Below are 21,986 nucleotides of genomic sequence, written 5' to 3'. Positions count from 1 at the left end.
GAGTCATTATAATACCCGTAAATTAAGGGAGTTATCATATGAGCATTATTTATTTTATTACTACACAGGATATCGATACGTTTCAGAAAAAATTACAGGAAACGTTATTTAATGCCGTCACCATGCCGTTTCCGCTATTATTTGATAAACGTTATGCCGCGCTTATCAATACCGCTTATTTAAAGCTTACGCTGCCAGCGGAATGTCTGACGCCTGAATTTTATCGCTATTTACGCGAACTCTCATTGCAATGGCAGTTTGATTTTTTTATTAAGCCGCAGCCACTGCCTGCTAACGGTATTATCGCGTTTGATATGGACTCGACATTTATTGCGGAAGAAGGCGTGGATGAAATTGCCCGCGAGCTTGGCATGTCGACGCAAATCACCGCCATTACCCAACAGGCGATGGAGGGCAAGCTTGATTTTAACGCCAGTTTTACCCGACGTATCGGAATGTTGAAAGGCACACCGAAAGCAGTGCTGAACGCCGTATGCGATCGCATGACCCTTTCGCCAGGCCTGTTAACTATTCTGCCAGTCATCAAGGCCAAAGGATTTAAAACCGCGATTATCTCCGGGGGACTGGATATATTCACCCAGCGTCTAAAAGCGCGGTATCAACTGGATTATGCCTTTTCGAATACGGTTGAAATACGCGATAACGTTCTGACGGATAACATTACTTTGCCGATTATGAATGCCGCAAACAAAAAACAGACGCTGGTTGACCTGGCTGCCCGGTTAAATATTACCACGGAGAATATTATTGCCTGCGGTGATGGCGCCAACGATCTGCCGATGTTAGAACATGCTGGCACCGGTATTGCCTGGAAAGCGAAGCCGGTTGTACGGGAAAAAATCCACCATCAGATTAATTATCACGGTTTCGAATTGCTTCTTTTTCTTATTGAAGATGAATTATAACGCGACTCACCTCGCCGGAAGGGAATTTTAAAATGAGTATAAAAACATTTATTTTCAGCCAGCCCGATAAGCCGATTGTAAAAGAGAAAAAAGAGATAGACCAGACCTATAAAAAATTTCGTTTTGAGATTATCGCCTCGGTCTTTATCTCTTATGCCGTCTTTTATCTTACCCGTAAAAACTTCTCCGCCGCGATGCCGGCCATGCTGACGGAAACGTCGCTGACCGCAGAAGACTTCGCCATTATGTCTTCCATTTTTTACATTCTTTATGGCGCGATGAAGTTTGTCGGCGGGATGCTGGTCGATAAAATTAACCCGAAAGCCATGACCGGCCCGGTGCTGATTGGCGTGGGGATTGTAAATATTCTGTTCGGCTTTTCCGATAGCGTGGCGGCATTCTACGTACTGTACAGCCTCAACGCGATCTTACAGGGCACCAGCTTTCCGCCGATGGCGAAAATTATGGCCTCGTGGTTTTCGAAAAACGAACGGGGACGCTGGTGGGCTATCGTTGAAGCGGCGCACAATATCGGCGGCAGCCTCGCGCCGCTGCTGACCAGCTTTGCTATCGCCTTTAGCGGTAGCTGGAAAATGGGGTTTTATGTTCCCGGCGCCATTTCGCTGCTGATGGGGATAGTGGCGCTATTTACCATTAAAGATCGTCCCGGTACATTAGGTTTGCCCAACGTGGGGCAGTGGCGTAACGACCCGACGGAACTGGCCCAGGTCAAGGCCAGCCCGGTCAACCTGAGCTTCTGGCAGATTTTTGTGAAATATATCCTGACCAATCCACTGGTATGGATCATTATTATCGGTGATATGTCGGTTTATATTGCGCGCACTATCCTTAACGACTGGCCGCAGATTTACTATTCGCAAGTTCACGGCTGGAGCCTGATAAAAGCGAACTCGATTATTTCCTGGTTTGAGGCGGGCGGACTGGCAGGTGGGTTGCTGGCAGGCTACTTGTCTGACTTTATGTTCAAAAGTAACCGCTGGATGACCGGATTAATCTTCGCGTTAGCGCTGTGCATATGCATCGTGCTGGTGCCGCTGGTTCAGGATACCTCTTACACCCTCACCGCGATTCTGTTCACCATCATGGGCTTCGCCTTATACGGACCGCATATGCTTTTTGCCGTCGGCTGTCTGGATGTGACCCATAAGGATGCGGCGGGATCGATTACCGGCTTTCGGGGATTGTTCAGCTATGTCGGCGCGGCAATGGCCGGTGTGCCGGTAATTATGGTGAAAAATAGCTGGGCGTGGTCGGGCGTTTATATCTATGCGTTAATCGCCATTCTGCTAACGACTCTGTCGCTGGCGCTGCTCTCCAGGCTGCATCGGTTATAACATTCTGGCGACAGCGGCAAAACGCGGCTGTCGCCAGTCTCTGTCAGAAACGGTAATCCACCGCCATAAAGTAACGACGTCCGTCTTCGGTATAACCGTAGTCGTCGCGTTTGAGATCTTTATCGCCCACGTTCAGAACGCCCGCACGCAGTTTAACGTTTTTCGTCGCCTGCCATGCCGCGCCGGTATCCCAGACCACGTACCCGCCCGGCGTTTTCGCCGTTGCGCTGTCGGCCCGCTTACGCCCGGTATAATTCCCTGATACGTAGAATGACCAGTCTTCGAGCTGCGCCGGTTTCCAGTCCAGCGTACCGTTCGCGGTGTGGAACGGCAGATCGGAAAGCGGCTTGTTCCCGCCATTACTGACGTCGCGTCCGTCGTTATAGGTGTAATTCAACGACAGTTTCCACGCCTCGTTAAACGGAACTTTCAACTCGGTTTCCACGCCCTGAATACGCGCTTTATTCACGTTGTAATAACGGAAGACCGGAACGCGCTGTCCCCGACTGTTGGTTTCGAAACCGACAAAGTTGGAATAGCCGGGCGCGGCGTTAACGTCAGGGGTACGACTAATGCTGATGCGATTGTCCACATCGTTACGGAACGTGGTAACGCTCGCTTCCACGCCCTCCAGTATGCCTTCTTCGCCCCGGTAATAAAGGCCGAGCTCCCAGCTTTCACTGGTTTCAGGTTTCAGATCCGGGCTACCGACAATGCGGCATCCGCCACGGCAGGAGTTGGTCGCCCAGTCCGGACTTAATTGCAATAGCGACGGTGCTTTAAAGGCCGTGGCCCACCCACCTTTCACCGTCAGGGTATCCGTTGCGTTATAGACCAGATAAGCACGCGGGCTCCAGTGATCGCCATAGGTTTCATGGTCATCCATACGAATACCGGTGGTCAGCGCCAGCGGTTCGAAGATGCGCCACTCATCTTCAAGGAACAGAGCATACTGGCTGGCGGAGGTTTTAGTACTGGAACCGCCGGTCAGGTTCACCGCATCGCTCAGTTTATCGTGACGCCATTCGCCGCCGAAGGTGAGGAACTGGTTGACAGACGCTAACGGCAGAACGTATTTCCCGTCAATCGAATTGCTTTCTGACGTGATAGGGCTACTGTTGCCGGGGTTTTTGTTTTCCACTTTTTCGCCGTAGAATTTGAGCTCACTATTGCCGAGATCCCAACGTCCGTTATGGCTCAACGCATAGTTTTGCCGTTCCAGACGGTTTTTATCCAGCGAGTCGGAGTCCCGGTCCTGGCGATCAAAACCGTAGCCTGCGGTAACGTCATGATTTTCGTTTGGTGTCCAGGCAAACTCGACGTTTCCATCCCGGCTGGTAAATCCTTCAATGCGCGGCGTTTCACCCGTAGCGGTGGTGGCGGAACTCTGCTGCTCGTCTTTTTCGCGTTTCGCCAGGCTACCGTAGGCTTTCATTCCCAGCACGCCGTCGATCAGCGGACCGCTGGTAAAGAACTGACCGTTATAAGTATCGCCACGGTCGCGATGTTCCTGAATAGTGGAGTCAACCGTGACGCTGCCGTGCCATTTCTGACCAATTTTTTTGGTGATAATGTTGACCACGCCGCCCAGCGCATCGGAGCCATACAGCGAGGACATGGGGCCACGCACCACTTCAATGCGTTCGATAGCGTCAACCGGTATCCAGTTCAGATCAAAATCATTATGGCGGAAGACCGCGTTACGGGAGTTAACGCGCTTACCGTCGATCAGGATCAGCGTATAACTGCTGTCCAGACCACGAATACTCACGCCTTTACGGTTATCCCCTTCGTTAGTGAGCTGTACGCCCGGCACCTCTTTCAGGACATCTTTCAGGTTTTGCACGGGCCTGCGCTGTAAATCTTGCTGGGTAATGACGCTGATACTTGCTGGCGCATCTTTCAGATTTTGTTCGATGGCGGACGCGGTAACGACCATGGTTTCACCATCATCCGTTGCCGCGGCAACCGGCCAGGCCAACGTAACTGCGGACATACAAAGCCCTACCCGAACGAAAGGGTTAAACCTAAACATTCCATTTCTCCATGAGGTAAATACGACAAAAAAAATCGGTTATCGCTCACAACGCATTACGTTTCGCCTGCGATAACGGTTATCACGGCGAACTCTTTTTATGCAGGCGAGTCGGGCTCATGAGTGACGGTCGCGCCCGAATCTTCATCCTTTCTGATTTCGAGCGTAACGATAAAGCAAACGATAATAATTATCAATTTAATTGTTAATAATTATGTCATTTGAACCAATCATAAAGAAAAAACAAAAAACCCTCTCGAATGAGAGGGTTAGAAGGGTCAGGTTCAGGCAGTCCGTGCCGGATGGCGGCATAAAGCCTTATCCGGCCTATGACGAGAATACTACGTTACTTTTTAACGCGTTCCGGGAAGTGCATTTCACTATAGCGCACGAAATGCGTGCCTTTTATCAGCTTGTAGCCGAACCAGATAAGCAGGAACAGCGGAATACCGATATAGGTCGCCGCGACGCCGCCCCAGTCGATGGTATCTTTCAGGAACGCTTCATAGTTCTGCCCCAACGTAATAATCAGGCACAGTACAAAGGCGAAAATCGGCCCCAGCGGGAAGAACCCGGAACGGTACGGCAAATCATTCACATCATACCCTTGTATCACGTAACCGCGACGGAAGCGATAATGGCTAATGGCAATCCCCAGCCAGGCGATGAAGCCCGTCATACCGGAGGTGTTCAACAGCCACAGATAGACCGTCTGGTTGCCGAACATTGAGGTCAAAAAGCAAAGACCGGCAATCACGGTGGTGGCATAAAGCGCATTGCGCGGTACGCCGCCGCGGGACAATTTCGCAAAAATACGCGGGGCCTTACCGTCACAGGCCAGGGTGTAGAGCATACGGGTCGAGGCATACATCCCGGAGTTACCCGCAGACAGTACCGCCGTCAGGATAACCGCATTCATTATCGCCGCCGCAGACAACAAGCCCGCATGCTGGAACACTAAGGTAAACGGACTGACGCTAATGTCTTTGACGTCGTTACGCAGCAGGTTTGGATCGGTATAAGGAATGATCAGGCTGATAATCAAAATCGCGAAAACATAAAACAGCAGAATACGCCAGAACACCTGACGCACCGCGCGCGGAATATTCTTCTCCGGGTTTTCAGATTCCCCGGCGGCAATACCAATCAGCTCAGTTCCCTGGAAAGAGAAGCCCACGATCATCGCGACGCCAATCATTGCCGCAAAACCGCCAGCGAAAGGCGCATCGCCCGTCGTCCAGTTGCTCCAGCCGACCGGCTCAACACCTTTAAAGATACCGATAATCATCGCTACGCCAACGATGATGAAGATAATAACGGTCGCGACTTTAATTAACGAGAACCAGTACTCCGCCTCGCCAAAACCACGTACAGAAATGTAGTTCAGCAAGAAAATGACGCAGAGGAATAGCGCGCTCCAGATCCAGCCCGGCGTGTCCGGGAACCACCAGCCCATCACCAATTGCGCGGCAACCAGGTCAACAGCGATAGTCACCGCCCAGTTGTACCAGTAGTTCCAGCCCAGCGCGAAACCAAAGCCTTCTTCCACATAGTTCTGACCATATGTCGCAAACGAGCCAGATACCGGCATATAGGCCGCCAGCTCGCCAAGACTGGTCATCAGGAAGTAGACCATCAAACCAATCAGAATATAAGAAAACAGCGCGCCGCCTGGCCCCGCCTGAGAAATTGTCGCACCAGATGCAACGAAAAGACCTGTCCCGATGGAGCCGCCAATGGCAATCATCGTCAGGTGACGCGCCTTTAATTCGCGACGTAGCGCGGGCGCTTCTGTGGTTTTAGTTTTGGAACCCATGTGAAAATGCTATCCATCCAAAAAATGAGGCGCGATTGTAACAGACGAAATACTATCCTTCCGACACAAATGCGCGGTTATAAGAGACCTTCATGACCGGCCACGGATTATAAGTAAAGCAGAGAATAACGTATACGTAAGCGGATACTAAAAATGGCGATGCCGCCCGGGCAGCCCTCCTCTTCACCTTTATTCACAGTAACTCAAAAAACGCTGCAACGCGTTAGAAAGATGTTTCTGCCGATGATGAACACGCCACAACGTGCGCACCAGGCGCGGTAACGGCACCGCGACTTCGCCCAGGGTTCCCGCCTGGAGTTGTTCAGCAATCACCCGGCGCGATAAACAGCTTATCCCCAGTCCATGACGCACCGCATGTTTGATCGCTTCTGAATTCCCCAACTCCATCGCCATATGAAAGCGCGGCAAATGCGACAACAGCAAATAATCGACAATTTCCCGCGTACCGGAACCGCGCTCGCGTAAAATCCATGGGGATGCCGCAAGCTGTTCCAGCGTCACCGGCCCCTGCGTCAGCGGCGAGGACGGCGCGGCAAAGACCACCAGCTCATCTTCCAGCCACGGCTCAGAGATAATCTCTGTACTGTGACACGGCCCTTCAATCAGGCCGATATCAACCCGAAAATCCAACACCGCGTTAATCACGTCCTGGCTGTTTCCCACGCTGAGTTCCAGCGGCAAGGCCGGATAATGCTGGCGATAGCGGGCAATCATGGCGGGTAAAATGTAATTGCCGATGGTGCTACTGGCATAAACCCGTATCGCGCCGTTATCTTCACGAAATAGCTGCTCAATTTCTACCGCTTGCTCCAGCAACGCCAGCGCGCGCGGGTATAACAAGCGCCCATGTTCGTTGACCACCAGCCGTTTCCCCACCCGATCAAACAACTGTACGCCGAGCTGACCTTCCAGATCGGTGAGCGCGGCGCTAACGGCGGACTGCGATAATGACAGCATGACCGACGCCTGGGTTGTTGAACCGCTTTTCAGTACTTCAGCAAACACTTCAAGTTGTCGTAGCGTAATATGCATAGTCGTATCCCACCGATAGCGTTTCACTTACCACTTATAAAGATTAATTATAAATATATAATCAATTTTATTTTTAAACCAGATCACCGTAACCTTATTGTCCATATACAGGAGAAGGTTATGACAGAACTCACCTTGCAGAATCATCGTCGTACAATGTGGCATTTTATACCGGGGCTCGCTCTGAGCGCCGTCATTACAGGAGTCGCCCTGTGGGGCGGCGCTATCCCTGCCGTTGCAGGCGCGGGGTTCAGCGCCCTGACCCTGGCTATCCTGCTGGGTATGGTTATCGGGAATACCGTCTATCCACAAATATGGAAACAATGCGACGGCGGCGTGCTGTTTGCAAAACAACATTTACTGCGTTTAGGGATTATCCTTTACGGCTTCCGCCTTACCTTTTCACAAATCGCCGACGTGGGCATTAGCGGCATTGTGATTGACGTATTAACGCTTTCCAGCACGTTCATGCTGGCCTGCTTCTTAGGCCAAAAAGTCTTTGGTCTGGACAGGCACACCAGCTGGCTGATTGGCGCCGGTAGCAGTATCTGCGGCGCGGCGGCGGTACTGGCGACAGAACCGGTGGTAAAAGCGGAAGCCAGTAAGGTTACTGTAGCCGTCGCGACTGTCGTTATTTTCGGCACCATCGCTATTTTCCTTTACCCGGCAATGTATCCGCTGCTGGCGCACTGGTTCAGCCCGGAAACTTACGGCATCTATATCGGCTCAACCATGCATGAAGTCGCGCAAGTGGTCGCAGCGGGTCATGCCGTTAGCCCGGATGCGGAAAATGCGGCAGTTATCGCTAAGATGCTGCGTGTCATGATGCTGGCGCCGTTCCTGATCATTCTGGCGGCACGCGTTAAACAGCTTTCACCGGCGACCGGCGCGGAAAAAAGCAAAATTACCATTCCGTGGTTTGCTATTTTCTTCATCGTAGTGGCGATCTTCAACTCTTTCCATCTGCTGCCGAAAGCCGTGGTGGATATGCTGGTGACGCTGGACACGGTACTGCTGGCGATGGCGATGGCGGCGTTGGGTCTGACCACTCACGTTAGCGCATTGAAAAAAGCGGGGGCGAAACCGCTGCTGATGGCGCTGGCACTATTCGCCTGGCTGATTATTGGCGGTGGCGCCATTAACGTCCTAATCCATAGCCTTATCGCATAAATTATTACGTTTCACGCCTGTTAACCCGTTATCATAGCGTTCGTAATGAACCGTTAGCGGGTTTAACAGGAGTCTTTTATGAAATACATCGGAGCGCACGTCAGCGCTGCTGGCGGTCTGGCTAACGCCCCTGCCCGCGCGGCTGAAATTGGCGCAACGGCCTTTGCGCTTTTCACAAAAAACCAGCGTCAGTGGCGTGCCGCCCCCCTTACTCCCCAGGTCATTGATGACTTTAAAATCGCCTGTGAAAAGTATCATTTCTCGGCGGCGCAAATCCTTCCCCACGATAGTTACCTGATTAATCTGGGCCATCCGGTCAGTGAAGCGCTGGAAAAATCACGCGATGCCTTTCTCGATGAAATGCAGCGCTGTGAACAACTCGGCTTAACCTTGCTTAATTTTCATCCCGGTAGCCATCTGATGCAGATTGCACAGGAGGATTGCCTGGCGCGGATCGCGGAATCCATCAATATCGCCCTCGCGCAGACCGAGGGCGTTACGGCGGTTATCGAAAATACAGCCGGTCAGGGCAGTAATCTGGGGTTTGAGTTTGAACAGTTAGCCGCCATCATCGACGGCGTGGAAGATAAGTCGCGCGTTGGCGTCTGTATCGATACCTGCCATGCCTTTGCCGCCGGATACGATCTGCGTACGCCAGAGGCGTGCGAAAAAACGTTCGCCGAATTCGGGAAAATTGTCGGATTTCAGTATTTGCGCGGAATGCACCTTAACGACGCCAAAAGCGCCTTCGGTAGCCGCGTTGACCGCCATCACAGCCTGGGCGAAGGCAATATCGGCCACGATGCGTTTCGTTGGATTATGCAGGATGGGCGTTTTGACGGTATTCCGCTGATACTGGAGACCATCAATCCTGATATCTGGGCGGAAGAGATTGCGTGGTTAAAAGCCCAGCAAATTGCCGAAGCGATGGCCTGAAGCTCAATGTTCTTCAGGCAATAAAAAAGGCAGAGCGCGCTCTGCCTTTTTTAGCGTGTTTCTCTTACGCCGCTTTTGCCGCGACTTCCGTCTCCGGACGTTTCAGGACGGCATAAGCCAGCCCTGCCACCAGCGTACCGGCCACAATTGCCAGCAGGTATCCCAATACCGGCGTAATTGCGCCTGGGATAAGCAGAACAAACAGACCGCCATGCGGCGCCATCAATTTTGCGCCTACCGCCATAGAAATGGCCCCGGTCAACGCGCCGCCAACGATACAGCACGGCAGTACACGCATCGGGTCGCGCGCCGCAAACGGAATAGCGCCTTCAGTGATAAAGCACAGCCCCAGCACCAACGCCGCTTTACCGCCTTCCTGCTGCGCTTTGTCGAACTTACGACGCGCCACCATCGTTGCCAGACCCAGCGCTAACGGCGGTACCATACCTGCGGCCATGATCGCCGCCATCGGCGCGTAAGTTTGCGTACTCAGCAGACCAACGCCAAACGCATACGCCGCTTTGTTCACCGGGCCGCCCATATCGGTACACATCATCCCGCCGAGAATCGCGCCCAGCAGCACCGCGTTTGCCGTCCCCATGGTTTGCAACCAGTGGGTGAGCCCTTCCAGAATCCCGGCAACCGGTTTACCGATCAGGTAAATCATCGCCAGCCCCACCACCAGACTGGAAATTAACGGGATGATCAGGATTGGCTTCAGCGCTTCCATACTTTGCGGAAGTTTCAGTTTGGTACTGATAAGCTTCGCCATATACCCGGCAATGAAGCCGGCAATGATCCCGCCGATAAAACCGGAACCGGTGCTAACCGCCAGCATACCGCCAATCAGACCTGGCGTAAGGCCTGGGCGATCCGCGATGGAGAAAGCGATATAGCCCGCCAGTACCGGCACCATCAGCGCAAACGCCGAACCGCCGCCAATCTGCATCAGCGCCGCCGCCAGCGTGTCCGGCACCTTAAAGGCTTCAATACCAAAGGCGAAGGAAAGCGCAATACACAGTCCCCCGGCAACCACCATAGGCAGCATGTAAGAAACGCCCGTCAACAGATGCCGGTATGCGCCAGCGCTCTCTTTCTTCCCTTCGGTCGCCGCTTGCGATGCCTTACCCGCCGGTTGATACGGCGTCGCTTCCGCTACGGCTTTATCCAGCTCCTGCGCCGTCTTTTTCAGCGCCAGGCCGGTCGACGTGCGGTACATCGGGAGACCGGCAAACTTCGCCAGATCCACTTCGATATCCGCCGCCACAATCACTAAATCCGCTTCCGCCACCTCTTCCGGGGTGATGGCATTGCCGGCCCCCACGGAGCCGCGCGTTTCGACTTTTACCCACCAGCCGCGTTTTTTCGCTTCTGTTTCAATGGCTTCAGCCGCCATAAAAGTATGAGCGACGCCGGTCGGGCAGGCCGTTACCGCGACCACGCGTTTCGGACCGCCGCTCGCCGCAGGAACAGCCGCAGCAGGGGCGCTGTAAGGGGTCGCATGGCTTTTGGCTTCACTCAGAAACAGTTCCGGATGCGCGACGGCGCGACCAATATCCCCCAGCCAAACCTTTTTGCCGTTCAGAGCATTGTCGTGCGGCAGAGATTCGCCCAACACGATCGCCAGCTCAGCATCATTCGGATTATCGATAATTTCCAGATTTACTTTATGCGCCGCCGCTCCAAGCAGGGTTTTCGCCATGTAAGCGCGAGCCTGGCCGAGATTAGCGTCAATTATCAGCAGCGTTTTCATTATGCCTCTCCTGCTGTCAGTTAAACGGTTGTAAGTCGACACGCGCCATCATTGCGGCCAACTGAGGACGATCGGTAATACCCACATTGCTCTGGCTGACCGCCAGCGCGGCAACCGCCGTCGCCAGACGCAGCGTATGTTCGCTGGACTCGCGCATCAGCAGGCCGTAAATCAATCCGCCAACCATGGAATCGCCTGCGCCGACGGTACTTACCACGTCAACCGCCGGTGGTTTAGCGATCCATTCTCCTGAGGCGTTAACCCACAGCGCGCCTTCCGCCCCCAGCGAAATCACCACATGAGCGATACCCTGTTCGCGTAACGCGTGCGCCGCATCAATCACATCTTTCATTTCCGGGAGCTTACGACCCGCCCAAATTTCCAGTTCGCGGCGATTCGGTTTCACCAGCCACGGCGCAGCTTTAAGACCGGCGACTAACGCTTCACGGCTACTATCAAAGATAATGCATGGACACTGGCTGCGCAGACGCGTCATCCAGTCGGTGAACGCTTCCGGACTCACGCCAGCCGGTAAGCTACCGCTGACGCAGACCATATCGAACTGGCCCAGCCAGCTCAGGGAGTCGTTAACAAAGCGTTCCCAGTCTGCGGGGGTCACGTCAAAGCCGGAAAAGTTGAAGTCGGTCACTTCGCCATCTTTTTCCGTCAGCTTCACGTTGATGCGGGTCCGGCCCTGAACCACCTGAAAGCGGTTAGCGATGCCCAGTTCGCTGAACAATTGCTGAAAACCGTCCTGGTTATCTTTACCGAGAAAACCGCCGACGGTGACGTCGATGCCTAAGTCTTTCAGCACCTTGGCAACGTTAATGCCTTTGCCCGCCGCGTGCAGACCCGTGGTTTTCACCAGGTTCACTTCGCCGCGTTCGATTTCAGGGCAAAACCCAACCAGATCATAAGCCGGATTAAGGGTAATGGTGGCGACACGCCTGCTCATTATGCGCCCTCCCCGAGACCGGCGGCGATCGCATCGCCAATCGCTTTCAGCGTCTGTTCAGCATCTTCACCCTGCGCGGTAAAGCGCAGACGATGGCCTTTCTTCACGCCTAATGCCACCACTTTCATCAGACTACGTCCGTTTGCCGGTTTGCCGGTTCCATCAAGGTTTGTCACGGTAATTTCACTGTTAAATTGTTTAATCGTATTCACCAGCATGGTGCCCGGACGGGCATGGAGACCATGCTCATTACGCACTACAAATTCCGCGCTCAGTACGTCATCCGTCAGCGCATCATCACTGGTCAGCAACGCCAGCAGCGTCGCGGCGTCGGCGCTCAGCAGACGATCGGCTTTATTGTTCAGCAACAGGTCGCCGAGGCGTTTTAACACGGCAATCGGCTGCTCGTCGTTCATCGCGACAGTGACTAATAAGGCTGCTTTTTCACCCTCTACGTCAAACGCCTGGGTCGCACGGCTTACCGCAATAGCGCTGCGCAAATTGCCTTCCGCGCTGTCGTTCAGCCAGATGCCTTGTCCCAGATTCATCGGACTATCGTTAATCGTTTTTGCGACGAACGCCGCATCAACCGCTCCCGCCTCTTTCAGACGCGCCGCATTTAGCGCCTGCAATGTGACCAGCGAGCTGGCGATGACATCCAGCGTCATCGTCTCGTTATCAAGTTTTAATTGTTCACTTTGCTTCTCGCCCATCAGCAATGCGCGCAGCTCTTCCGCCGTTGTCGCGGATTTCAGCTGTTCAGCCACGGAGTCATCGCTCAGCACATGCGTCAGCTGACGCAGCAGGCCAAGGTGTTCGTCCGAACTGGCGGCAATACCAATCGCCACGTAGGCGACCTGGCCTTCTCCCCAGGTAACGCCCTGCGGAAATTGAAAGACCTGAACGCCGGTTTTCAGTACCTGATCGCGCGTGTCTGTTGTGCCATGGGGAATCGCAATACCATTGCCAAGAAAGGTCGAGGTTTGCTGTTCGCGCGCCAGCATACCGTCAACATAGCCGCCCGCCACATTCCCCGCCTGCGCTAACGCGGCGGCGATTTGCCGAATGGCCTCTTCTTTATTTCCGGCCTGCTCGCCCGGATGAATGTCCTGAACCGATAACTGGAACATGTGTCTCCTCTCCTGCTGAATTGAAACGATTCAGCCACTATGAGAAAAAAAGCGCCAATCTGAGTTATCAAAAAAACCAGATCGCGCTGAAACGTTTCAAGAAGTCTGGATCTTTCTGCTTCAGCACGCAAGAAAAGTTACCAGTTTTGTAGCAATTTTTTGAGGTGAAGCACATTTTTTCTCCAACAGACCCTCAATAGCTGACGCATAAAAGGCTTCAGCTTTTTTCTTTCAGCTTGCGTCAGCACGCCCTCGTAACAAACTGGAATGCTATTTTGATTTTTCGTGTCGATTTTGATTCAGACGCCTGTTTATTTTCTGACGGGCAGCGTAAACTCCGCCTCTCTTCACACCACTGATATAGAAACATGCACAACAGTCCCGCCGCCGCTGCGCCTAAATCGTTTGACCTGACGTCTACCGCCTTTTTGATCGTCGCTTTTCTCACCGGTATTGCCGGTGCGCTACAGACGCCGACGCTCAGTATTTTTCTGACGGATGAGGTTCACGCCCGCCCCGGCATGGTGGGATTCTTTTTTACCGGCAGCGCGGTTATCGGCATTATCGTGAGCCAGTTTCTGGCCGGTCGCTCAGATAAAAAAGGCGATCGCAAAAAACTGATCGTTTTCTGTTGCGTGCTGGGCATGTTGGCCTGCGTGCTGTTTGCCTGGAACCGCAACTACTTTATTTTGCTGTTTATCGGCGTCTTTCTCAGTAGCTTCGGCTCTACCGCCAACCCGCAGATGTTTGCGCTGGCCCGAGAACATGCCGATCGTACAGGTCGTGAAGCGGTGATGTTCAGCTCAATCCTCCGCGCCCAGGTCTCATTGGCCTGGGTCATTGGGCCGCCGCTGGCCTATGCGCTGGCGATGGGTTTTAGCTTTACGGTGATGTATTTGAGCGCGGCGGTAGCTTTTATCGTCTGCGGCGTCATGGTGTGGTTCTTTTTACCGTCAATGCGCAAAGATGCGCCGCTGGCAACCGGCACGCTGGAAGCACCGCGTCGTAATCGCCGCGATACGCTGTTGCTGTTTGTCATCTGTACGTTAATGTGGGGAACTAACAGCCTGTATATCATTAATATGCCGCTGTTTATCATCAATGAACTGCATCTTCCGGAAAAACTTGCAGGCGTGATGATGGGCACCGCCGCCGGGCTGGAGATTCCCACAATGCTGATTGCAGGTTACTTCGCCAAACGGTTGGGAAAACGCCTGTTAATGTGCATCGCCGTTGTCGCCGGACTGTGCTTTTATGCGGGGATGTTGCTGGCGCACGCACCGGCAACGTTGCTCGGCTTGCAGTTGCTGAACGCGATTTACATCGGCATTCTTGGCGGGATTGGCATGCTCTATTTTCAGGATCTCATGCCAGGCCAGGCGGGTTCAGCCACCACGCTGTATACCAATACCATTCGCGTCGGCTGGATCATTGCCGGTTCGTTGGCGGGAATCGCCGCAGAAATCTGGAATTATCATGCGGTCTTCTGGTTTGCGTTAGTTATGATTGTCGCCACCATGTTCTGCCTGGCGCGTATTAAAGATGTTTAACTTGCAAGCCTGATACTTTTACTCTTCGACACATTTCAGCGCAGAGTTTATCTCTGCGCAATGTTCATGCACGGTCATTCATTGTCTTTTTCTCAATACGATATTCTGTTAGCGCCCTCCTACATAAAAGACCGGTTATTGAGAAAATTACGCCCATCAGCCCGCAAAGGACCAGCACCAGCCGCATCTTATATTTTGGTGTAACAGCAACATCTATCACTTCAATGTTAGCATTATTTTTAACCGCCTCCGACAACAATGATAGCTTTGCATATGTTTCCGTTTGTAACATATTTTTATGCACGCTATAACGTTTAATGTCACCGTCATCGATATACCATGCTGCCATTTTATCGACACTATTTTTCAGGGTGGAAATAATATTATTGACACTTTCTTCCCTCCCCTGCGCCTTAAAAATGACAAGCTGTTTTTTCGCGTCAAAACTTATTTTATTTTTATATTCCGTAGGCAAGAAACGGCTAAACTGGTTAAGGATAACCGTTGTTTTACATTGAATATCATTAGTATAGCCACATAACGCATAGGTAGCAGGCGTATCCAGATTAGGTTTGATTGTCATACTCACAACCTTTGTATCATGCTGCACGCTCACAAAAACATAGCCAATGGCAACAAAAATAAAGGTAGCGATCATGATACTTAGCCATTTTCTTATAAGGAATAAGGAAACGTCGACTAAATCAATTTCACTATTTTCTCCCCGCATTTCACATCCCTTTTAAAACGCTAATAGTCAACCCGAATACTGAAATAACAAAAAGCAACACCAGCGTAAAAATAAACGCCCTGGCTGCGAACGTATATTTCTTCATAAGATAAAACCCACACATAAGAATTCGAGTATTTTAAAGGAAAATAACAATACATTCACACTGGTTATATCGATCGGTAAATACATCAATGATAGATATAAACTATCAAATTCATGATATCGATCGTTATAAATAATTAAAATCGATCAAAATTCCTCTTTTTAATAGATAAAAACTATCATATAAATAAAATTGATCGTTTTTGTTTTATGTGACGGTTCATTCGGTACACGTTCAGGCACCAACGGGGTTGAGCGACGACATCTACCGCTTCAGAAGCCACGAAATAAGGGAATCATGTATTACGCTATTTAATGGTAAAAGGAGGTAATTTGAGGCGCAGCTTTTGCAGACTATTTCGGGATATAACGTAAGCCCCTGCACGTTTATCAAAAACGGCATAGCTCATGGTAAGGTTTTCTGTTCGAGTTCCAGCAAATAAATAATGGCCTCTTCCCGGGTCGTTAAACACATGTCCCCTGTCGGTTGCAAACCAGAGCACACTTTTGGGCGTAAAGGCGAGCCAAAGATAAGGCACAAGTTATCTTCCGAAAGCTGCACGCATCTGGTATTCATCGGCTTGCCATACGGCATTCCGGGTATCGGCGACGAAATTGAAGGCGCAATACAGCAAGCGCCACAACCGCTACGACAGTCCATGCTCAGCCCTCTATTTATAACCAAATGAAAGATAACAGAATTTGTCCAAAGAAAAATCCAGATTTAAAATGTGGACGTCATCATGATCAGGCCTGCCCTCAGACATTCCGAAGACAAGGCTGGAAACAGAAGGGACAACACAGCACACTTCCCCCTCCGGGCGACATGCCATCGCGTATTCTCGTTGAACGCGGAGCGGAAAGCGGGCGAACAGTATCACCTTTTTTGCACCAGCAAAAGTGACAATTCCACTTGCCTGGACGGCCCGGCGCGAGTAGTTTTACGCGATATTTTAGATAATCTCTACAACAGGATCTCCTCGATGCCAAGAGCGAACGAAATCAAAAAAGGTATGGTACTGAACTACAACGGCAAATTGCTGATTGTGAAAGATATCGACATTCAGTCGCCTACCGCCCGTGGCGCCGCCACACTGTATAAAATGCGTTTTTCCGATGTCCGCACCGGTCTGAAAGTGGAAGAACGTTTCAAAGGCGACGATATCGTCGATACCGTCACCCTGAGCCGTCGCGGCGTTGACTTTTCTTATGTCGATGGCAACGAATATGTGTTCATGGATAAAGAAGACTATACGCCGTATACCTTCACCAAAGATCAGATTGAAGAAGAGTTGCTGTTTATGCCTGAAGGCGGAATGCCGGATATGCAGGTTCTGACCTGGGACGGCCAACTGCTGGCGCTAGAGCTTCCGCAGACCGTGGATCTGGAAATCGTCGAAACCGCGCCGGGTATTAAAGGGGCGTCCGCCAGCGCACGTAACAAACCCGCGACATTAAGCACCGGTCTGGTGATTCAGGTTCCTGAATACCTGAGCGCAGGTGAGAAAATCCGCATTCATATCGAAGAGCGCCGTTATATGGGGCGCGCGGATTAAGTTTCGCATTTTTCGGCTGCGCCCCAGGGCGCAGTCTGACCCTTTTCTTTATTGATTGTTCTGCACCAGGCAAGAGAAACGTTAAAAATTTAACATTTTCTGCTCTTAAGATGGCAGAAGCACGACTTCGTCAACTCAGCGCTTCTCTTTTTCACGTTTATTCGCCAGGATTATTAAAGTTGTTATGTTGTATCAATATTCTGGAGCTGACGTGACCAAAACCAATCTTATTACTGGATTTCTCGGTAGCGGAAAAACCACCTCTATCCTTCATTTATTAGCTCATAAAGATCCGGCTGAAAAGTGGGCCGTCCTGGTTAATGAATTTGGTGAAGTGGGTATTGACGGCGCGCTGCTTGCCGACAGCGGCGCACTGCTAAAAGAGATCCCCGGCGGCTGCATGTGCTGCGTCAATGGATTGCCTATGCAGGTGGGGCTCAACACGCTGCTGCGCCAGGGTAAACCTGACCGGTTGCTGATTGAACCAACCGGACTGGGGCACCCAAAACAGATCCTGGATTTATTAACTGCGCCGGTTTATGAGCCGTGGATTGATTTACGCGCTACGCTCTGCATCCTTGACCCTCGCCTGCTACTGGACCAACAGAGCGTCGCCAATGAAAATTTCCGCGATCAGCTCGCCTCAGCCGATATTATCATCGCCAATAAGACCGATCGCGCCACGGCGCAGAGCGATGCCGCCCTGCAACAGTGGTGGCGACAGTACGGCGGCGATCGTCAACTGATTCATGCCGAACATGGACAGATAGACGGTAAGCTTCTTGATTTACCACGACAAAATCTGGCGGAACTGCCGGCCAGCGCCGCGCATTCTCACACTCATACCAGTAAAAAAGGACTCGCCGCGCTAAATCTGCCCGCCCAGCAGCGCTGGCGACGCAGCCTCAATAGCGGACAGGGTCATCAGGCCTGCGGCTGGATTTTCGATGCCGATACCGTGTTTGACACCATTGGCCTACTCGAATGGGCTCGTCTGGCGCCGGTGGGCCGGGTGAAAGGCGTTATGCGCATACAAGAGGGGCTGGTACGCATCAATCGCCAGGGCGATGACCTGCACATCGAAACACAGAGTGTCGCGCCGCCGGATAGCCGGGTTGAACTTATCTCAAACACAGAAACCGACTGGAATACGTTACAGACGGCCTTGTTGAAGCTTCGTTTAGCGACGCACGCGTAAGGTTGCCACCGTTTAAAAACTATGGCGAAATGACGATGAAAACCCGCTATTCCTTGATAATTCTGCTTAATGCCGCCGGTCTGGCGCTGTTTTTGTCATGGTATCTTCCCGTCAATCACGGCTTCTGGTTCACCATTGATTCCGGCATATTCCACTTCTTTAACCAGAAACTGGTGGAAAGCCACGCGTTCCTCTGGTGGGTCGCTATTACCAATAATCGGGCGTTTGACGGCTGTTCGCTGCTGGCGATGGGCGGACTGATGCTCAGTTTCTGGCTAAAAGAAGACGCGTCGGGCCGGCGGCGCATTGTGATAATCGGATTGGTCATGCTGCTAACAGCGGTGGTGCTTAACCAACTCGGTCAGGCGCTGATCCCCGTCAAGCGCGCCAGCCCAACGCTCTCTTTTGAGCATATTTATCGCGTCAGCGAGTTGCTGCATATCCCGACAAAAGACGCGTCAAAAGACAGTTTCCCAGGCGATCACGGTATGATGCTGCTGATATTTTCCGCCTTTATGCTGCGTTATTTCGGCAAAACGGCGGGGATTATCGCCCTTATTATATTTGTGGTTTTCGCGTTTCCGCGCGTTATGATTGGCGCTCACTGGTTCACCGATATTGTGGTCGGGTCACTCACGGTTATTTTGATTGGCCTCCCCTGGTGGCTGATGACCCCGCTCAGCGACCGGGCGATAGCGCTTTTTGAGAATTATCTTCCGGGCGGGAATAAACAAATTTTAAACAAATAACCCATGTAATTAACATTACCTTCAGCGATAGTTTTACATCGTTGAAGGTAATTTATGATGATATTCCCCCAGCCCATCATTTTTCGGTCATATTATTCCTGTGCAAAATGAACAGGTTGCACGATTTTTAAACGATTTGCGCTTAATTTGACCCGTGCTGATAGCTCACTTTTCGTATCATAAATTCTTATAAAAAATCACGCGAAATCGCTCGCAATGACAGCAACAATCGGGTAATCTCAAACTCGTTTTGCCTCGCCAGATAATTATTCTCATTGCGAATAAATTTGTGCGTTCCGCCACAGATTTGTGCACAAAGAATTGTCTCAAGCTGTGCAGGTAATTAGTCTCATCACGTTTGGCATTTTTATAACGATATTTATCGTTAAGGACTTCAAGGGAAAACAAACAACATGGTCAAATCTCAACCGATTTTGAGATATATTTTGCGCGGGATTCCTGCGATTGCAGTTGCGGTTCTGCTTTCTGCTTGTAGCACAACCACCAATACCGCAAAGAATATGCATTCTGAGACGCATGCTGTGGGCAATAGCGATAGCTCTTCACTGCAAGCCTCTCAGGATGAATTTGAAAATATGGTGCGTAACCTCGACGTTAAGTCGCGGATTATGGATCAGTATGCTGACTGGAAAGGCGTGCGTTACCGCCTGGGCGGCAGCACTAAGAAAGGCGTCGACTGTTCCAGCTTTGTACAGCGCACCTTCCGTGAACAGTTTGGTTTAGAGCTTCCGCGTTCAACCTATGAACAGCAGGAAATGGGCAAAGCGGTTTCACGCAATAACCTGCGTACGGGCGATCTGGTTCTGTTCCGCGCCGGCTCCACTGGTCGCCATGTCGGTATTTATATCGGCAATAACCAGTTTGTCCATGCGTCTACCAGTAGCGGCGTCATTATCTCCAGTATGAACGAACCGTACTGGAAAAAACGCTACAATGAAGCGCGTCGAGTTCTGAGCCGCAGTTAATCTTCATCAGGCAGCACCTCCCTTGGCTTACCTGATGAGACGACATAAAAAGCACTGCTTCAGCAGTGCTTTTGCTTATTATCCCTTCTGAACCCGTTTTACCGAATAGCGACGTGTCGCCTCTTATCCAGCCTACAACACACGAACATAGGCCTGATAAACATAGCGCCATCAGGCATTCAGGTCGTTTCCGCCAACGACTACTGCGACAATACGCTTTCCTGCGCATCACAGAAAAGCATGACTATCCGGGGTAATCCAGGCTATAGTCTTATAAATCAACCAGTTTAACCGGCATCCGCCTTTTCAGGTCACACCAGGAATTATGCTAACACGCGACTCCTCTTCCGGTCGGAAAATCCTGCTTACCTGTATCATTACGGGGATGGCGGCAGCATTACTTATTGGTAGCCTGCAATTTTTCCTGTCGTGGCATAAACGGGATGTTAAATACAATACGCTCCTTTCTGATGTACAACATTACCTGGCCAGCTATTTCGCCGACCTGAAAGCCACCACCGATATTCTTCAACCGTTGACGATCAACACCTGTCAGCAGGTTGGCGCAGAACTCACCTCAAGAGCCGCTTTTAGCCTTAATGTCCGCGCCTTCTTATTGATTAAAGATAAAAAAGTGTTCTGCTCTTCCGCCACTGGCGCCATGAATATGCCGCTTCAGCAACTGGTACCGGATATAGATATCCGCAAAGACGTTGCTATGGCGATTCTGCCCGGCACGCCAATGATGCCCAACAAACCGACAATGGTGATTTGGTATCGGAACCCATTATTAAATGACAGCGGCGTATTCACATCGCTGAATATTAACCTGACGCCCTACTTACTCTATACCACGCGCCAGGACGATTTTAACGGCATCGCGCTGATTGTCGGCAATACCGCGCTGTCGACCTTTTCTTCGCGTCTGCTGACCGTCGCGGAGCTGCCGGGCACGCCATCACGACAGGCAACTATCAACGGCCTGCCGCTTAAAATACAGCTTTATGCCGATAGCTGGACCTACAATGACTTGTGGTATGCGTTGATGCTGGGCTGCATTAGCGGCATCGTAGCAGGGTTTATCTGTTACTTTATCTATGCCCTCCGGACGCGACCGGGCAAAGAGATTTTAACGGCGATCAAACACGAGCAGTTTTATGTGGTTTATCAGCCCGTCGTCGATACTCGTACGCTGAGCGTCACCGGGCTTGAAGTCTTACTGCGCTGGCGTCACCCTACGGCAGGCGAGATTCCGCCGGATGCCTTTATCCACTATGCCGAAGCGCAACAACTTATCGTACCGTTAACGCAGCATCTGTTCGAGCTGATCGCCCGCGACGCACCCACGCTACAGAAGGTGATGCCCGTCGGTGCCAAATTTGGCATTAACATCGCGCCGGAACATCTGCACAGCGACAGTTTTAAAGAGGATATGCACCGGCTCAGGGACGCCCTGCCCGCGCACCATTTTCATATCGTGCTGGAAATCACTGAACGCGATATGCTCCAGCAGTATGAAGCGGCCAAACTGTTCGAATGGCTGCATTCCGCCGGGTTTGAAATCGCTATAGATGATTTCGGGACAGGCCATAGCGCCCTGATTTATCTGGAGCGATTTACTTTAGATTATCTGAAAATTGATCGCGGCTTTATCCAGGCGATCGGCACGGAAACCGTCACGTCTCCGGTTCTGGATACCGTGCTGACGCTCTCCAGACGCCTGAATATGCTGACGGTGGCCGAGGGCGTTGAAACGCCGGAGCAGGCCCGTTGGCTACGCGATCACGGTGTTAATTACTTGCAGGGGTACTGGATTAGCCGTCCTTTACCCCTAAAAGATTTCGTGCTGTGGATGTCGGCGCCTTCCGTGCCTGAATGGTAGTCCCCTTACGGTTTTAACGGATTCACATCAGACGCAACGTCACTTATTATTCAGCGAAACGCCTGCCGGTTTGCAGCGGGCAATACGATAAGGAAACCGCC

The 21,986-nt window shown here is 51.6% G+C and carries 19 protein-coding genes; 10 read left to right on the top strand and 9 right to left on the bottom strand.

Annotation, left to right across the window (positions count from 1 at the left end; translation table 11 throughout):
- Positions 1-38: 38 nt before the first annotated feature.
- Positions 39-926 carry a phosphoserine phosphatase SerB gene (serB, locus tag EOS98_RS07980; protein WP_086811952.1) on the top strand — a complete coding sequence of 296 codons (888 nt, stop codon included), beginning with the start codon at positions 39-41 and terminating at the stop codon, positions 924-926.
- A 32-nt stretch (positions 927-958) separates the two neighbouring features.
- Positions 959-2,281, top strand: a complete 1,323-nt coding sequence (locus tag EOS98_RS07975; protein ID WP_000023806.1) for an MFS transporter — start codon at positions 959-961, stop codon at positions 2,279-2,281.
- A gap of 43 nt (positions 2,282-2,324) precedes the next feature.
- Here the strand turns inward: EOS98_RS07975 and cirA are convergent, their stop codons facing one another.
- The 3 genes from cirA to yieE all read right to left on the bottom strand — a co-directional run bounded on the left by cirA (position 2,325) and on the right by yieE (position 7,185).
- Positions 2,325-4,316 (bottom strand): catecholate siderophore receptor CirA, encoded by a 1,992-nt coding sequence (gene cirA, locus EOS98_RS07970; RefSeq protein WP_000488254.1) that lies wholly within the window; start codon positions 4,314-4,316, stop codon positions 2,325-2,327.
- Between the two features lie 346 nt (positions 4,317-4,662).
- Positions 4,663-6,132, bottom strand: coding sequence for a lysine-specific permease (gene lysP, locus EOS98_RS07960; protein WP_000534999.1), 1,470 nt, complete (start codon positions 6,130-6,132; stop codon positions 4,663-4,665).
- 189 nt (positions 6,133-6,321) lie between these two features.
- A complete protein-coding gene (gene yieE, locus EOS98_RS07955) occupies positions 6,322-7,185 on the bottom strand; it encodes a DNA-binding transcriptional regulator YeiE (protein ID WP_000548316.1) in 864 nt (287 codons plus the stop codon).
- Positions 7,186-7,305: 120 nt separating this feature from the next.
- Here yieE and EOS98_RS07950 point away from each other — a divergent pair, with 120 nt between their 5' ends.
- Both EOS98_RS07950 and nfo read left to right on the top strand, forming a co-directional pair.
- Entirely contained in the window at positions 7,306-8,355 is a 1,050-nt protein-coding gene (locus tag EOS98_RS07950) for a YeiH family protein (RefSeq protein ID WP_000137966.1), read from the top strand.
- 78 nt (positions 8,356-8,433) lie between these two features.
- Complete coding sequence (gene nfo / locus EOS98_RS07945) at positions 8,434-9,291, top strand: deoxyribonuclease IV (protein ID WP_000873909.1); 858 nt, start codon at positions 8,434-8,436, stop codon at positions 9,289-9,291.
- A 64-nt stretch (positions 9,292-9,355) separates the two neighbouring features.
- On the opposite strand, the gene fruA is transcribed toward nfo, so the two are convergent.
- From fruA to fruB, 3 genes are read right to left on the bottom strand one after another with little or no spacing between them, the layout of a single operon-like run.
- The gene (gene fruA / locus EOS98_RS07940) at positions 9,356-11,044 is read right to left on the bottom strand and encodes a PTS fructose transporter subunit IIBC (RefSeq protein WP_127821159.1); all 1,689 of its coding nucleotides are present in this window, start codon (positions 11,042-11,044) and stop codon (positions 9,356-9,358) included.
- A gap of 16 nt (positions 11,045-11,060) precedes the next feature.
- Complete coding sequence (gene fruK, locus EOS98_RS07935) at positions 11,061-11,999, bottom strand: 1-phosphofructokinase (protein ID WP_000091249.1); 939 nt, start codon at positions 11,997-11,999, stop codon at positions 11,061-11,063.
- Positions 11,999-13,129 (bottom strand): fused PTS fructose transporter subunit IIA/HPr protein, encoded by a 1,131-nt coding sequence (gene fruB, locus EOS98_RS07930; RefSeq protein ID WP_126523955.1) that lies wholly within the window; start codon positions 13,127-13,129, stop codon positions 11,999-12,001. The genes fruK and fruB overlap by 1 nt, the downstream gene beginning before the upstream one ends.
- 368 nt (positions 13,130-13,497) lie before the next feature.
- Here fruB and setB point away from each other — a divergent pair, with 368 nt between their 5' ends.
- Positions 13,498-14,679, top strand: a complete 1,182-nt coding sequence (gene setB / locus EOS98_RS07925; protein WP_000551934.1) for a sugar efflux transporter SetB — start codon at positions 13,498-13,500, stop codon at positions 14,677-14,679.
- A 64-nt stretch (positions 14,680-14,743) separates the two neighbouring features.
- Here setB and EOS98_RS07920 read toward each other — a convergent pair whose 3' ends face one another.
- The 3 genes from EOS98_RS07920 to EOS98_RS07910 all read right to left on the bottom strand — a co-directional run bounded on the left by EOS98_RS07920 (position 14,744) and on the right by EOS98_RS07910 (position 16,175).
- Positions 14,744-15,409 carry a GNVR domain-containing protein gene (locus EOS98_RS07920; RefSeq protein ID WP_023225916.1) on the bottom strand — a complete coding sequence of 222 codons (666 nt, stop codon included), beginning with the start codon at positions 15,407-15,409 and terminating at the stop codon, positions 14,744-14,746.
- Position 15,410: 1 nt separating this feature from the next.
- Positions 15,411-15,533, bottom strand: coding sequence for a membrane protein (locus EOS98_RS07915; protein ID WP_001519564.1), 123 nt, complete (start codon positions 15,531-15,533; stop codon positions 15,411-15,413).
- A 387-nt stretch (positions 15,534-15,920) separates the two neighbouring features.
- Positions 15,921-16,175 carry a YkgJ family cysteine cluster protein gene (locus tag EOS98_RS07910; protein WP_010989043.1) on the bottom strand — a complete coding sequence of 85 codons (255 nt, stop codon included), beginning with the start codon at positions 16,173-16,175 and terminating at the stop codon, positions 15,921-15,923.
- A 322-nt stretch (positions 16,176-16,497) separates the two neighbouring features.
- Here EOS98_RS07910 and yeiP point away from each other — a divergent pair, with 322 nt between their 5' ends.
- The 5 genes from yeiP (at position 16,498) to EOS98_RS07885 (ending at position 21,885) form a co-directional block, all read left to right on the top strand.
- Positions 16,498-17,070 (top strand): elongation factor P-like protein YeiP, encoded by a 573-nt coding sequence (yeiP, locus tag EOS98_RS07905; protein ID WP_001136822.1) that lies wholly within the window; start codon positions 16,498-16,500, stop codon positions 17,068-17,070.
- A 211-nt stretch (positions 17,071-17,281) separates the two neighbouring features.
- Positions 17,282-18,268 (top strand): CobW family GTP-binding protein, encoded by a 987-nt coding sequence (locus tag EOS98_RS07900; protein WP_000169353.1) that lies wholly within the window; start codon positions 17,282-17,284, stop codon positions 18,266-18,268.
- Positions 18,269-18,297: 29 nt separating this feature from the next.
- Positions 18,298-19,017, top strand: coding sequence for a phosphatase PAP2 family protein (locus EOS98_RS07895; protein WP_000178091.1), 720 nt, complete (start codon positions 18,298-18,300; stop codon positions 19,015-19,017).
- 413 nt (positions 19,018-19,430) lie between these two features.
- On the top strand, positions 19,431-20,003 hold the full coding sequence (gene mepS, locus EOS98_RS07890; protein ID WP_000241015.1) for a bifunctional murein DD-endopeptidase/murein LD-carboxypeptidase: 573 nt from the start codon (positions 19,431-19,433) through the stop codon (positions 20,001-20,003).
- A gap of 325 nt (positions 20,004-20,328) precedes the next feature.
- Positions 20,329-21,885, top strand: coding sequence for a cyclic di-GMP phosphodiesterase (locus EOS98_RS07885; RefSeq protein WP_000957763.1), 1,557 nt, complete (start codon positions 20,329-20,331; stop codon positions 21,883-21,885).
- The last annotated feature ends 101 nt before the right edge of the window (positions 21,886-21,986 follow it).

Source organism: Salmonella sp. SSDFZ69, from assembly GCF_004010755.1.
In the GTDB taxonomy this organism is placed as follows: domain Bacteria; phylum Pseudomonadota; class Gammaproteobacteria; order Enterobacterales; family Enterobacteriaceae; genus Salmonella; species Salmonella enterica.
The sequence above is the reverse complement of the archived record's forward strand: the minus strand, read 5'-3'. Positions and strand labels throughout refer to the sequence as shown.